The sequence below is a fragment of the Kosakonia sp. CFBP8986 genome (assembly GCF_034044935.1).
GTDB classification, from domain to species: domain Bacteria; phylum Pseudomonadota; class Gammaproteobacteria; order Enterobacterales; family Enterobacteriaceae; genus Kosakonia; species Kosakonia cowanii.
In genome coordinates this window covers 91,746-107,688 of the sequence record NZ_JAXCXB010000006.1, presented here as the reverse complement: position 1 = coordinate 107,688, position 15,943 = coordinate 91,746, and the positions used below count along the sequence as shown (strand labels likewise).

Below are 15,943 nucleotides of genomic sequence, written 5' to 3'. Positions count from 1 at the left end.
TGGTTGCGCCAGGATAATTTACGAAACCAGATCAGCTTGTCAATTATCACTCATTAGGGTCAATATAATCCAGTGCAACCTCCCAATCAACTGTCAGTTATTGAGGGACACTAACGAGCTCAGAGAATAAACTTCCCTACACGGTACTGTTTTGCGAGAAATTTCTTGTAATTCATTCTTTTTTTCATGATTTTATCTTAGCTCTGTAAGTTAACGCTATTCTAAATTTGCTTTAATAATTACTGTCAACTATTAAACATTATAATTTTTGATCGCAACATTTCCAGTTTCGCTATAATCGAAATATTTAATATTATTATTAAACTCTAAGAGCTCAGACTTTATATTATTAAAGCCTAAATCTTCTATTCTTATTTTTTTCAAAGATATAAAAGAATCATTAGCTTTATTAAAGTCATTTACATTATCAAAATCAATATAGCTATTGAAATTAATCGACTCAATAACTATATCTGATTCATGGAAATTTAAATGAATTTCCCCATCAAAAACTAGCATTATATTAATTGTTGTATTTTCGAAATCAGAGCAGTAGCCAGCAAGCCATATGTGCTTATCTCCAACACAAAACTCATTCCCTATGGAGTGATAATAGTTATCGGTGTCAGTCGATAACTTAATATACACACATTTAATTCCTGAAATCGTTAACTCTGCTCGTTGCATCATTAAAGTAAAAATATCTAAATCATTAACATCCAAGCTATTCAAAGCTCTAGTCACAATACTATTGCTATTTTTTTTAGTTATTACGCCATACCATGATTCATCATCAATATTTATAACCATATTGTTCAACAAAATAGATGAGTTTTCTTTTTTATTAATTATATCTAGAATTGAAAAATATGATTTCAAACCAATGTTATTATCCAGACAAATTACTTGAGGATAGCAGTCTGTTATATTTAACTTATACTTAATCATTTGCTGGCACCTTTTTTAAATTTATATTCAGTAACTGTTGAGTTATTTATCGGTTTTCCATCAGTCTGTGAAAACCCAGTACTTGGAATAACATTTTTTTCAGTTAAGACAAACCCATTTTTTTTAGCTTCATTTTCGATTTTTTTTATCACTGGATTATTCCATGAACCTTTAACTATAATGGTCCCATTTTTATCCAACACTCTTAAAACCTCATCATTAAATGGTTTAAATCCATAAGGATTTTCCATGATGACCGTTTTTTGGGAGCCAGTAACAATATTCGATAAATTATTAGCGTCACCATCATATACACCTGTACCTTTAGGATAATCAGGATGGGAAATGTTATAAGCACCTTCTATAGGTTTGTTACCTGCACCTATATTTAAAGTCCCCCCTTGCTGTGGCTTATCATAAAATGGGTATTTAACGAGTGTATTTTCTAGCCAAGCGTTATTACTCGGAGAAACAATTCCGCCACTTGGCTTACCAACAACTTTATTCCCAGCAGATCCGCCGAATATAGCAACTGAACCCAGCGCGATATTTGTACCACCTTCTGCAAACTTGCCATCATATACCTGAGCGATCCCTTTTCCTGTCTGGTAAGAACCACCGGCAGCTAATGATAAACGCATTAACTGGCTTATTCTGCCGGGTCCGGCTAACAGTGCATCAGTTCCTATCACGGCCTGAGACAAGTGAACTCCAGCGGAATTAAGGTATCGGTATGCTTCGTTATATTCTTTTGTCAAAACCGGGCCGATTGAATCATTTTTCAATATTGAGTCGATAACCTGAGATGCTTCCGCTTCACTCATTCCTCTGTAAAGTTGTAATTGAGTTCCGTACTCATTAAGATAGCGAGCCAGTTCTAATTTACCGGTATCATCCAGTTTACCTGCTTTATAACCGGCGATTAACTTATCGTTATACTTGTCTTCATTTGTGAGATAAAAAATATCCTCTGAAGCCTTCAACAGGTTTTGTCCGGCCTTTTGAGCCTCGAGCGCTTTAAATCGGCGATCTTCTTTTTCTGGTGATAGTAAGTTATTCTCAACCGTCGTTTTCCCGGCCTGCGCCGCTGCAATCACACTTGCACTACTGTCGCCCACCAGGCCACCGGCAAGGCCGGATGCCAGGGTTGCCAGCGCGGAAACGGTCTGTTTCTCTTCCTCGCTCAGTTCACCAACGGTTTTATGGTATGCGTCAACGGCAATTATGCCTGCCAGTTCACCTGTGGCGGCCCCTGCCGCTGCGGTCGCTGCATCTTTTTTGCTGGCTGCCGCCAGCGCGGCATTTACCACGGCGTGGGCCAGCACGCGTGCTTGCCAATCTGTTTCGGGGATTAACCTGGCAATCTCATTCGCCAGGTAAGGTGCGGCGCCACCCGCAATCGCTGATTTGAGATCGCCTCCGGCCAGCGCCTGCACTGCGGCAGTTGTGGCGGTAATGGCACGCTGAACGCTGCCGCCTGTGCCCTGTTGTGTTTTCGCAAACTCACGGTTATAGAAGGTCTGGTACATCTGGTCACTGATGGCCTCATCAGTAACCGGCTTCCCTGCCTTCTGCAGCAGGCTGATGGCTGCCGCGCGGTCTTTCTCATCCGCGTGTTGCATGCTGGCTTTGGCGTTTTCCGTCGCGGTGATCTTCGCGTCGGTGCGCACAACATCCGAGACCTGGCTGCCAATCTCGCCAATCAGCTGTGCGGTTTGCAGGCGCCGTTGCTCTTTTTCCTTGTTAAATATCGGGTCAATGCTGCCGTTGGCATGTTCCGTGTCGCGGCTCAGCGTGCCGACATCCTGCTGCTGATTGGCGGTATTGCGTACAATCACCGTACCGTCAGCCACCGCCGATTGCGTGGTGCCTTCGGCATGCCCGCTACCGCCGAGCCCGGTCAGCATGTTGCTCGCCATATTGCCGATCACATTACCGGCAATGCTTCCCCCGGTGCTGAACCCACCGCCGACGTGTTCGACTTTGTAATCCGCTTTGTTGGCGATATCTGTGAAGCCAAGCGTACCGGTGTCGAGCCGGTTTTTGTCGGCCTCTGCGCGGCTGGCAAGCACCGCGCCATCCAGCTGCGTATGGTTGCCGACCGTAACATCGAAACCACCCTTGCCAGCGAAGATCCCCGTCTGCTCCTGCACCGAGTCGTAGTTGCTCTTCATCTTGTCGCGGCTGTAGCTGAAGCTGCCACCCGCTCCGCTGCCGAAGGTGTAATTCAGCCCGCCACTGACGCTCTGCTGCTTGCTGTTGTAGTTATCGCTGTCCTGCAGGCTGCTCAGCGTCAGGTCTCGGCCAACATCCGCCGTCACCTTGTCGCCATTAACCTGCGCGCCCTGCAACAGGGTGTCACGTCCGCTGCTCAGGCTGACATTTTGCCCGGCATCGAACGTGCTCTCCTTCCAGGTGGTGCCATTACCTTTCTCGCCGCCCTTCGCGGCGTTGCCGCTGGCGGAAACGGTAAACCCTGCGCCATCTTTTCCGGCGGTGATGCCGACGCCAAGGGAGCCGCCCTTGCTGGAGTTGCTGCCAGTGGTTTTCTGCGTATCTGCCGCGCCCGTGAGGGTGATATCCCGCGCGGCATCGAGAGTGAGATCTTTCCCGGCTTTCAGCTGACTGCCCGCAATGGCAATATCGCCGCTGTTCACCGTCTGACCTTTGCCGCTGGCGGTGATGCTGAGATCGTTCCCGGCGTTAAGGGTGCTGCCGGTATTGGTCTCCTGCTCAGAGTGGGAGGTGGATTTCGACGACTGCCCACCGATGGAGGCCATCACGCCGAACGCACCGTTCTTCGTCATATCGCCGCCGCTGACAGCATCTGCCAGACGGCTCGCCTGCCCGGCCTGAATGCCGGAAAGCGCCGCTTTGGTGGCCTGCAATGCGGCCAGTCGTCCGTCGCTCTGATCTTTGGCTTCCATGGCGGTGGTCGCCGCCGTGTTCACCGCATCGCCGACCGCGCCGGAGAGCGCCACCGTCAGGCCGCTGCTCTTCTGCTTGAACGTCTGGTCACTGACGCGTTTGTCACGGCCCGGTTCGACAACCACACTGTCGCCGGAAAGGGAGAGATCCTTTTTCGCCACCAGATCTGCGCCGCCCACGTGCAGTTGCTCGCCCGCGTTAATCGAGACGTTGCCGCCATTGCTGCCAATGGCGCTCATGCTCTGGCTCTGGGTGGTGCCCTTCTCTTTCAGATCCTGCGTGGTTTTACTGGTACCGATGGTGAAACCGATCCCGCCGGAGCCCATCAGGCCGCTCTTTTTCTTCTCTTTGAACTGCCAGTTGGAATCCGTGTTGGTGGCGGCCTCAATATTGACATCGTGACCGGCACTCAGCGCCACATTGCCATCACCCACTACATTCGAGCCTTTCACCAGCAGGTCATTGCCGGATTTGAGGGTGATGTTATCGCCGCTCAGCAATGTGCCGGACTCGCGCGTTGCGCTCTGCTCAGAGATGGTGTGCGTGGTGGTTTTTTTCAGGAACCCTTTCTTGGTTTTGGTTTGCTCCTGGTAGTGGTAATCGCTCTCGGTGGCGGTCGTCAGGTTGATGTCACGCCCGGCCTGCACGCCGATATCGCCCTGCGCTGTCACCTGTGCCGCTTCGGCGTTCATATCGCGCCCGGCGATAATCGTCGTGCCAGCGCCGCTGGCAATCTCTGTACCCTGCTGGCGTACCTGCTCGTTGATAACGGTTTTTTTGCGGGCTTTATAACTGTCGCCCTGCGTCATCTCTGCGGCTTGTAGATCGACATCGCGCCCGGCCTGCATCCCGACCTGCTGCTCTGCTGCCAGCCCGGCGGCCTGGGAATGAATGTCCTGCCCGGCGGTGAGGATCAGGTTACCGCCCGCACTGACGGTGGTGCGATCAAGCCCGGTGCTGTGACTTTCGCTGTTGCCGTTACGGCTGCTCTGGCTGGTCTGCTGCGCATTCAGGTTGAGGTCATTGCCCGCGGCAAGCGAAGCATCTTTTCCTGCGCGAACATCGCTGGCGGTCAGCGTTAAATCTTCGCCTGCCTGCATGGAGAGCGATCCGCCCGCTGTGATGCCGCTGCCCTGATAGCTCACCGTGGACCGGCTGGTCGGTGTTTGCCGCCGGAAGCCGGACTGGCTGTGGGCATCGTTAATTTCAATGGCGTTGACGGCGATATTGCCGCCCGCGTCCATCAGCAGATCGCCGCCTGCCGTCAGGGTAGAGCCGGTGAGCGCGATATCTTTTCCGGCATTGAGCGATAAGCCATCCAGCGCCGTAATGCTGGCGATGCTGCCAAGCGTGGTGTCCTTCAGGCTTATCGTGCCGCCCTTGCCCTGCGCATTGAGCGCAAACTGGTCGGCCAGAGTGATGTTGTTGATGCTGCCGTCGAGGCTCTCAAGCGCTACCGTTTTGCCACTGATGGCAGAGCTGATGTTGCTGATATCGCCAACGGCGCTGAGATCGACATTGCCGCCCGCTTTCAGCAATGCATCGTTGGTGTTGATAATCTGCGAGGCGCTGTTAACGCTGAGATCGTTGCGCGCCAGCAGCGTGCTGCCGCTGTTGGTGACCTTGCCGCCATTGATGGTGACGTTATTCCCGGCAATAACACTGCCGTTATTGACGGTGACATCTTTCGGCGAGAGGTAAAGTTTCGGGATCATCACCGTTTCGCCGCCGATGGTCGCGCGCTCCCACCACAGGATGCTGTGGTCCAGCGCCGCAATCTGATCGGCGGTGAGCGCGATACCAAACTGCAGCCCCAGGGATTGCTTCGCGTTGGCGGCGTTATCCATCAGGTAGCGCATCTGCTCAAGATCGGAGCCGATACCGTTCAGGTAGCGGTTACCGGTCTGGTTCAGCATGGCATTGCTGACATAACGGGTATCAAATGCGGCATCACCGAGGAAACGGTAGTCGTAATCCGGTTTCAGGTTGATGCGATCCAGCATGTAGGCTGAACCGAGGAACAGCTTCTCGTCGGTATACTTTGGGTTGGTCTCGCGCGGCGCAACCAGTGTGGTCATGCCAGCCTGGACGAAGAGCGGGTTGCCTGCCAAATCAGGCGTTGATACGCCCGCACCGGCGATACCACCTGGCGAACTGACAAGCTTCACGCTCTCCGACGGCGTCATTCCCTGCGGTAGCGAAGGACCATTTACCTGGCTGACTGGCGTAATGCCGCCAGGTAACCCGGAAGAGTTTTGCCCGGTGGGCTTCGCCGCAGGGTTAACCCCGGCCGGCAGGTTCGCGGCGTTAAAGCCTGGCGCGGAGGCCGAAGGCGACAGCCCCAGCAATGCATTCAGGTCGCCGAACAGCGCCGGATCTAAATCACCCAGCCCGTCCAGTTTTGGGTTGAGGGTAATGAGATAAGGGCTTTTCGGGTTAGCCGACACCACGAAATAGCCGTTATTACCCGTTGGCAGCGGATAGGCGCTGGTATCAACGGTTTTCCCCTGGTGCTGACCGGGGCCGCTGTTAGCGATATTTTTCAGCGCGGCCTGGGTAACATTGGCACTGGCCAGGCTTCCTGCATTACCGAGGCTGGCACTGCCTTTCTGCTGACCGCTGACGGTGCTCAGCGCCGTTCCGGCCGTTGTGCCATTGTCCAGCGAACCGCCGCCGTTAATCTGCTGCAGCGCGTTTTGTAGCTGATCCTGCCACTGCGGCGAGTTAACGGACGCAGAGCCTGCGGCAAGCGCCTGTTTTGCCACGCTACCGCCAATACCCTGGTTGCTCAGGGTATTGAGTGAAGGAGCGGTAATCGTACCACTCACACCACCCGCGTTGGAGGTGGTAGTTTCGTTACTGATATTGCTACTAAAGTTAGCGGTTACATTACCACCGGCCTGGATAACGGCGCGATATAATTGCCCCTGAGTGGTCTCAAGCTCATGACCCTGCAAGGTAAATTTGATGTCCTGAATGTACTTTAAGTATCTTGTGTTTTTGTTAGATAAACCGCCATCCGGAATCTCTTTTTCAGCATATTTTCCCGCCCGGCCTGGGTCATATTTATAAACAAGAACATCAGTGGTTGTGCCATTTTGCCAACTCTGATTGTTAAGCTGGCCTCCTTGTAACGTAAGGTTATTCCCACTCAGTATTTCACTGGCTTTGTTATCAAGGGAGTTTGCTGAAATAAATGCATTTCTGCCTGATGCTATACGTGCGCTTCCACCACTACTGGTGACATCAGTACGTGTCTCACTTAATACAAATTTTTGTGAAACAGAGTCTTTAAAGGGAAGATAGTAAAACGTCGTTACTGTCCATGAAGAGCATCCGCCATCTTTACCTCCGCAAGAGGAAGACTCATGATATTCATCATTTCTATAGTAGCCATAACTACCTGTAGGCAGCAGCGAATAATGTACGTTTAAGGTTGCGTTGCCTATACCAGGAATTGTTTGCACATTTGTTGTGACTGTATTGGCTTTAAGCCCATCCCGCTGATTCAGCAGATGCCCGGTTCTGATGGTGATATCACCACTCTGCGTCTCAATATTCCCTGACGTGTTAACCACTTCACTATTCGCATTCCCCGCCGCATCACGCTGCATCGTCAGGTTATTCCCTGCCAGCATATCGCCGCGCTGGTTGGTGATACTGTTCGCATAGAGCGCCAGGTTATTCGCCGCGTAGAGCAGCGCAGTGTTAACAATGCTTCCCGGTGCGCTGAGCGTCAGGCTGCCGCGGGTGCCGGTAAAGCCGTTTACTGCGATCCCGCCGCGGCTTAACAGCGTCACATCACCGCCGCCCTGCAGAGAGCCATTACCATTCAGCACAATCGTGCTGCCGCTTAGGGTGCTGCTGCCGTTGCCGGTGGTGATTTGCCCGTTGTTCGTCAACTGCCCGCCTGCACTCAGGTTGACCGCCTGGCCCTGCATCACAGACTGGTTATCAATTGCGCCATTGCTGCTAATGTTCAGATTCCTGCCCGCCGCCAGCGCCGTTTTACCGGTAAAGGCATCGGCAAGTTGCAGCGTCAGATTTCCCAGCGCAACCACCTGCCCCAGCGCATTCATCCCGGTTGCGCCTACAAACAGATCGCCGCCGCTGAAGAGCTTGCCGCTGGCAGACTGATTCACTTGTGAGGCATGGACCGTCAGCTGGCTGTTCCCCAGCAGCGTGCCGTTGTTGGTGAGCTGGGCGTAATTCAGCGCCAGGTTGTTGGCCTGGGTAGTGCCCTGGTTAGTGAAGGTATTGCCGGTCAGCGTCATCTGGTCGGCAAGCAGCGTCCCGGTGCCAGCGTTATTGGCGGCATTGAGGATCAGATTGGTGGCCTGTAACCAGCCCGCGCCGCTGTATTGCGGGGTGGTTAAGGTCAGACGCGCGCCGGAGAGGAGTTTGCCCGCATTTATTGCCTGCGCGGTGCTTTCAATGCGCGTTTCGCCCGCCCCCTGAATCAGCCCGTAGTTGAACAGTGACGGTGCGGTGAGCGTTAAACCCCTGGCGCTCACCAGTTCGGCACCTGCATTGTTGGTCAGCGAATTCGCCGTAAGCGTAAGATCACCGCCCTGGATTTTGCCCTGGTTGCCCACGGTGGTGGCGGTAAGGCCAAGCGTACCGTTGCTGGCGAATGTGCCTCGCGCCTGCTGGGTGAATGCGCCGTTGAGCGTCGCGGTCGCGCCGTCGCGCCCGCTGATGGCGCCGCTATTATCGAGTGTGTTGCCCTTCAGCGTAAGGGTGGCTGCCGCCCATTGCCCCTGGTTGGTGAGCGAAAGCGCCTGCAACGCCGCCGCGCCCATGGCGGTAATTTTACTGCCCGCCGTGGAGTTGAGATTGCCCGTAAGCGTCAGGTTCAGCGCCCCGGCGCTCTGCACCGCGCCGCCATTCTCCAGCGACTGGGCCGCCAAAAGCACCCGGTTCCCTTGCCAGTTCCCGGCGTTACGCACCGTCCCGGCGGTAATATCGAGCGTGCCCTGAGTGAGTAACGATCCCGTCGCGCCGTTGCTCAGCTCAAGCGCCGGTGCCACCAGCGCCATGCGCGCCAGTGTGGTGACAGCGGGTTGACGATTATCCAGTTGCAGGCCTTTCAGCCCGATCAGTTTGCCCGTGTTGGTGATGCGGCTCTCATGTGCCGCAAGGCTGTTGCCCTGCAGCATACCGGTGTTGGTCAGCGACTGCCCGCTCAGCGTGATATCACCGGCGCTCAGCATCTGCCCGTCGTTATTCAGCGTCTGGGCGCGTACATTCATTCCACCCTGGCTGGTTAACGAGCCGGACAAGGCCAGCGTATTGCCAACCCTGGCCGTCAGATCACCCTGGCTCAGCAGCGAGCCGCCGAGCGTCCAGTTATCGGCGGCCACATTGACCTGGTTGCCCTGCAACGTCCCCAGCGTGGTGAGCGATCCACTATCCAGCGTCAACGCACCGCCGCTCAGGGTGCGCGATCCTGCGCCGGTGGTCAGCGTGTCACCGCTCACCGCCAGGCCATTACTGCCCTGCCACAAGCCGTTGTTGTGCAGTTCCGGGCCCGTTAACGTCAGGGTATTGCCGGTGATGCGTCCGCTGTTGGTCAGGGTTTGTGCGCGTAAATCGGTCGCGCCGCCGCTGACCAGTTGCCCGTCGTTGATGAGATCTGCGCCGTAAACTCCGGTCAGCCCCTGCAGGCCGTTAACCAGACCGCGGTTGTTCAGGCTCGAACCGTTTAACGAGACGGTGCCACCCTGCACTGTTCCTCCATTTTCCAGCTTGCCGGCATTGAGCGTCATGGCATCGCCGGAGAGCAAACGGCCGCCCGCATTATTGGTTAGCGTGTCCGCCGTGGCCTGCAGCCCGTGCGTTCCCTGCATCAGCCCGCTGTTGCTGAGCGCTCTGCCCTCAAGGGTCAGTGACTGAGCGGCGATGTCACCGCTGTTGGTCTGTGTATCGCCACGCAGCACCGCGTCCTGATGGGCAAGCAAGGTTCCGCTGTTGGTCAGCGTGCCGCGCAGTGTGGCGTCGAGAGCGTCAGACTCCACGCTGCCCCCGTTAACCAGCGTGAGCGCGTTCAGGGTCAGCCCGCCGTTCACATAGAGCTGCCCCTGGTTCTCCAGCCGATCGAGATTCAGCGCCAGCGCGTTGCCGCTGACCAGTTGACCCTTGCTGCCATTCAGCAGGTTAAGGGTGCTGAGCGTCAGGGCGTCGTTGCCCTGCAACAGGCCGGTGTTGGTCAGTTCAGGCGCGGTAAGCCGCAGTACTTTTGCCGCCAGCTTGCCGCCGTTCTGGGTTTGTGCGGTGCGGATATCCGCCGCGCCCTGGCTCAGCATCTGCCCCTGGTTATCCAGCTTGCCGCTCAGGGTGGCGTTAAGATCGTCCTGCGCCTGCAGGGTGCCGCCGTTGTGCATATTGTCGGCGGTTGCAGTAACGGTGCGGCCCTGCATCTGCCCCTGGTTATCCAGCGTGCTGCCATTAAGCGTAAGGCCGTTGCCGCTCAGCATCTGCCCACTGGCCGCATTCACCAGCGAGGCTCCATCCCAGGCGAGCGTGTCACTGCCCTGAATCAACCCGCTGTTGCGCACATCGCCGTGCAGGGCGAGCACTTTAGCCATCAGCGTGCCGTCATTCTCGCTGCCTGCCGCCTGGAGCGTCATTGCCTGCTGGCTGATGATGCGCCCCTGGTTTTCCAGTTTGCCGCTAACTGCGGCATTCAGGCCATTTTTGCCCAGCGCGGTGCCGCTGTTGAGCCACTCGCCGGTGGCTAAATCCAGCGTATCGCCCTGCAACTGCCCGGCATTGACCAGGCGGCCATTTTTCACGGTGACGGCGCCATTGCTCAGCACGACGCCGCCCTGCTCATTGGTCAGGCTGGTGCCGGTTGCTGTCAGGCCGTTCGTGCCCTGCAACGTTCCACTGTTGGTAATATCGCCCTGCTTCAGCGTCAGGGTGTTACCCGCCATCAGGCCGCGGTTAAGCAGCGTCGGTGCGCTGACCGTCAGGCCGCTCTCGCCGATGATGCGCCCGTTATCGTGGTTTATCGCCTGCCGCGTGAGCGCCAGCAGCAGCGAGGTGGCGGTCAGCTCACCCCGGTTCTCCAGACTTTGCGCCGTCACGCTGCCGGTATCTGCCGAGACCAGCCCATCATTCACAATATTGGCTGAATTAAAGGTGAGATTTTTGTCGGCCAGCAGACGCCCGCTGGCGGCATTGGTCAGGTTACGGTAATCACTGGAGAGACTGACGCCGTTGATCTCGCCGTCGTTCACCAGCGTGTTGCCACCAATATGCAGATCGCCGTCGGTGGTGATGAGACCGCTGTTGGCTAATTCAGGGATGGCGAGGGTGAAGCCCTGCGTGGAGTAGATTGTCCCGCCGGAGAGGTTATCCAGCTTGCTGGCCTGAAGATCGAGTACGCGGGTGCCCTGCAACAGGCCGCTGTTGCGGATCTCCCCGCCGTTCATCGCGAGGGTGTCGGCAACCAGCGTGCCGCTATTTCCAAGTTTATTTTGTACGTTTAAATCGATGCCAGCGGCGCTGGACTTGCCGCCGTGGCTAAGCGAATTGGCTTTAACATCCAGCGCGCCTTTGACCGCCTGCGTCCCGTTTAGGGTGATGCTGTCCGCATCGAGGGTCATATCGCCCCCGCTCTGCAACTGCGCCTGTTGCTGGCTGCTCAGCGTCCCGGCGTGAACAGTAAGCGCACCGCCAGCGTTAACCTGCCCGTCGAGATCGGCCCGCGTTTGTGCACGTAGCGCCACATTGCCGATACCGGTAATGGTGGAACCCGCGCCGCTGGCGATGGTTCCGGCCTGCACGCGCAGTGCGCCATCGGATGCCAGCGTGCCGCTGTTTTGCACCCGATCGCCCGTGATATCAAGAGCCTGCCCCTGTACCGTACCGCTGTTGTTAAGCGCTGTGACAGTTGCGGTGAGCTGGCCTTTTGCCGCCACCGCACCGCTGTTAGTTACCTCTCCGCCACGGATCTGCGCCGCACCCGCTGCGTTCAGCGTGCCGCTGTTTTGTAGGGTATCTCCGCCGATATCCAGCGTCTGCCCCTGTAAAGTGCCGCTGTTGATAAGCGTCTGGCTATCGGCCGTTAGCTGGCCTTTTGCCGCCATCGTTGCGCGGTTATCCAGCAGCCCGGCGCGCAGTTGCGTATCACCCGCAGACAAGGTTGAGCCGCTGTTGCGCAGCGTATCAGCAGCGATCTCCAGCGTCTGGCCTTCAAGCGAGCCGCTGTTATCAAGCGTTGCGCCTTCAGTGGTTAAGCGCCCTTTGGCGGTGATCGCGCCGCGGTTTTCCAGCGTCTTGGCACGCAGCAGCGCGTCGGAAGTAAAGGTCAGCTCCCCCTCGTTGTGTAACGTATCGCCGGTGAAATTCAGGGAGAGCGCCTGAATGGTGCCGAGGTTATTGAGATGGGGAATGTTTAACAGCAGGCCCTGCACCGAATAGATCGAGCCGCCGGCCTCGTTATCCAGTTGCCCGGAGTTCAGGTTCAGCGCCTGGGTGCCCTGGAGCAGGCCCCGGTTGGCGATCTGCCGAGCGTTCAGCGCCAGGCTATCCGAAATCAGCGTGCCGCTGTTGGTCAATCCATTCTGCGCGGTGAGTGTAATGCTTCCCGCGCTCGTTCTGCCGCCGTGGTTCAGGGTGTTGGCCTTCACCTCCAGCGCCCCTTTCGCCCACTGCGCGCCGTTAAGCGTGGCGCTGTCGGCGGCAATCGCCATCTTGCCGCCGCTTTGCAGCTGGGCGGTGCTGGTCAGCGTGCCTGCCTCAACCTCCAGCGATTTGTCGGCGTTGAGTTGCCCTTGCAGCGAGGCGTCACGTTTTGCTGAAAGCTGGAGGTCACCTTTGCTGTTGAGCGTGGAGTCAGCGGTTGTCGTCAGGGAACCGGCATCAATACGCAGTGCGTCATCCGCGACCAGCATGCCGCTGTTGCGCACCTGCTCACCGCGCATATCGAGGTTTTTGCCTTGCAGCGTCCCGCTGTTTTCCAGCACATCACCTGCAATGCCGAGTGTCAGCCCCTGCATCATTCCCTGGTTGTTCAACCGACCGCCACTGGCGTTCAGGGCGCCTTTTGCCGCCACGTTGCCCCGGTTTTCCAGTTGTCCTGCTTTTAGCACCAGCCCGGTATCGGCAAGCAGCTTGCCCTCGTTTTGCAGCACATCGCTGGTGGCATTAAGCGACATCCCCTGAATCGTGCCGCTGTTGTGCAGTTGTGGAATGTTGAGGATCAGATCCTGAGCGGTGTAGATCGTGCCTGTCGACTGGTTCTCCAGCCGATCCGCCTGCAGATTGAGGGCCTGGGTGCCTTGAACCTGCCCGCTATTGCTAACCTGCGCGGCATGCAGCGCGAGGCTATCCGCGATCAGCTTCCCGCTGTTGTTGATGTTATCTGTTGCCGTCAGGGCGACAGCGGCTCCGCTCATCTCTCCGCTGTTGTTGATGCTATCTGTCGCCGTCAGAGCGACAGCCGCCGCGCTTGTCTGCCCGCTGTGATCGAGCGTTTTCGCCGTCACATTCAGCGCATCCTGCGCGATTTGCGTCCCGCTCAGCGTCGCGTCATCTGCGCTGAGATCCATGCGGCTCTTGCTTTCCAGACGTCCCGCGTTGTTGAGCCGGGTAGCGTTAGCGGTTAACTGGCCTTTTGCAGCAATGTTACCTCGGTTATCGAGCTGCCCGGCTCTCAGCCAGAGGCCGGTATCGGCAAGCAGCGTGCCCTCGTTTTGCAGCACATCGCTGGTGGCATTAAGTGACAGCCCCTGGATGGTGCCGCTGTTGTGCAACTGCGGAATATTGAGGATCAGATCCCGGGCGGTGTAGATTGTGCCGGTCGCCTGGTTATCCAGCCGATCCGCCTGCAGATTGAGAGCCTGGGTGCCCTGAATCTGCGCGGTGTTGTTAATCTGCGCGGCATGCAGCGCGAGGTTGTTCGCCACCAGCGATCCGCTGTTGTTGATGGCATCTGTCGCCGTCAGGGCAACGGCAGCCGCGCTGGTCTGCCCGCTGTGGTTAAGGGTTTTCGCCGTCACGCTCAGCGCGTCCTGCGCGATTTGCGATCCGCTAAGCGTCGCGTTATCCGCGCTGAGATCGACACGCCCCTTGCTTTCCAGACGCCCGCGGTTATTAAGCTCAGTCGCGCTGGCGGTGAGCTGGCCTTTCGCCGCGATGCTGCCCTGGTTTTCCAGTTGCCGTGCCTTCAGCCACAGGCCGGTATCGGCAAGCAGCGTGCCCTCATTTTTCAGCACGTCGCCGGTGATACGCAGCGACCGCCCCTGCACCGTGCCCTGATTGTTCAGCTGTGGCAGGGTGAAGTTGAGATCTTTTGCTGAATAGAGCGTGCCGCTGGCCTGGTTATCCAGCAGGCTGGTGTTGAGGTTCAACGCGTCGGTGCCCTGAACCTGCCCGCTGTTGCTGATGTGTGCCGCGCCGAGAGTCAGGTTATTCGCTATCAGCGAACCACTGTTGGTCAGGGTATCGCGGGCATTGAGGTTGAGCGCACTGGCGCTGGATTTTCCTGTGTGCTGGAGCGTGTTCGCCGTCACGTCCAGCGCCCCGTTGGCCTGCTGAGTGCCGTTCAGCACTGCATTATCAGCGCCGAGTCGGATATTACCGTTGCTTTGCAACTGCCCACTCTTGCCATTGTTCAGCGAGCTGGTTTCGGCAGTGAGTTGCTGTTTTGCTGCGATGGTTCCCTGGTTATCCAGTTGCCCGATCTTCAGTTGCGTATTGCTTTCCGACAGCAACGTGCCGCGGTTATGCAGCACATCGCCGGTCAGGTTAAGTGAGCGCCCCTGAACCGTGCCCTGGTTGTTGAGTTGCGGCAGCGTGAGCGTGAGATCCTGCGCAGAGTAAAGCGTACCGCTCGCCAGGTTATCGAGTTGAGTGGTGTTGAGATTCAGAGCCTGGGTGCCCTGAAGTTTCCCGCTGTTGGTTATGTGCGACGCGCCAAGCGCCAGCTCTTTCGCTACCAGCGAGCCGCTGTTGGTAAGCGTCTGCTGGCCGGTCAGCGCGATGCGATTCGCCGTTGAGGTTCCGCTGTGGGTGAGGCTTTTTGCTTTAACCTCCAGCGTCTCTTTTGCCACCTGAGTGCCATTCAACGCCACCGCCTGCGTTCCGGCGATGACCATATTGCCGCCGGTCTGATGGCTTCCGTTCAGCGTCACGCTCTCACCGCTCGCGGTTAACGATCCGCTGGCGACACTCTCCCGGATGACCATTTTCCCGTTAGCATCAAGCTGGATATCCCCCTGCCGCGCAGCCAGGTTGCCGAGGTTCACCCCGACGCCTTTTTCGGTCGAGACCAGATGAATACGGTTGGCATACATACCGCCGAGCGCGCCGGTATCTACCGCCACGACCGGAGCCGCGCCTTCGCCAGCAATTGGTGTGGCGTTTCCGCTGGCATCGACGCGGTTAGCGCCTGCAGTTACCGTTAACGCTTTCGCATGGATCGCGGCGTTCACTTCGGTGGCGCGCGAGATCAGCGACAGCGCATCGCTCGCGCTGGCGTCCAGCCCCTTCCCTTCCACCGTAATGGTGCCTTTTCTCACCTCCAGCGCAGAGAGGTTGCCCGCCGCGTCAAACTGCGGTTTACCGGTTGTGAGCGTTGCATTCGGCGTGTTGATAAAGCCGCAGCCATTACAGGTGATGCCATACGGGTTGGCGACCATCACATTCGCCGCTTTCCCGGCTACTTCGGTATAACCCTGCAACTGGGAACGGCTGCCGCCGGTGACTTCGTTGATAATGCCGCGCGCTTCCTGGCCTGCGCGCAGGTTCGGGTTGTTCTGGACAAGCCCGCCCAGCTGCGTCTGCGTAAGCTGACCGGTGGCGTTATTGAGGATTAACCCCTCGGCACCTACGTTGTAATCTTTGAACTGGTTATGGGAAATACCCGCGCCGTTAGGCGTGGCGATATTAACCACCGGCACGCCATTGGCGGCCTTGTCCATGGTGGCCGGGCCATTCGGCGTGATGGCCGCGGCAAAGGAAGGCGCAACGGGCTGCCAGACCAGCAGGCTGATGATCAGCCAGCTCAGCGCGCGTTGTGAGAAACGAACAGGTTTGACAGTATCCATTGCCTTCTTCC

Annotated in this window: 2 protein-coding genes; both read right to left on the bottom strand. The window is 56.7% G+C overall.

What is annotated here, in order from left to right:
• Positions 1 to 252: 252 nt before the first annotated feature.
• Positions 253 to 948 carry a hypothetical protein gene (locus tag SOM48_RS15275; protein ID WP_320512259.1) on the bottom strand — a complete coding sequence of 232 codons (696 nt, stop codon included), beginning with the start codon at positions 946 to 948 and terminating at the stop codon, positions 253 to 255.
• Complete coding sequence (locus tag SOM48_RS15270) at positions 945 to 15,932, bottom strand: hemagglutinin repeat-containing protein (RefSeq protein WP_320512258.1); 14,988 nt, start codon at positions 15,930 to 15,932, stop codon at positions 945 to 947. Before SOM48_RS15270 ends, SOM48_RS15275 begins: the two co-directional genes overlap by 4 nt.
• Between the last annotated feature and the right edge of the window lie 11 nt (positions 15,933 to 15,943).

Coding starts and splice junctions, on each gene's coding strand:
- SOM48_RS15275 (WP_320512259.1), bottom strand. CDS start 948: ATGATTAAGTATAAGTTAAATATAACAGACTGCTATCCTCAAGTAATT.
- SOM48_RS15270 (WP_320512258.1), bottom strand. CDS start 15,932: ATGGATACTGTCAAACCTGTTCGTTTCTCACAACGCGCGCTGAGCTGG.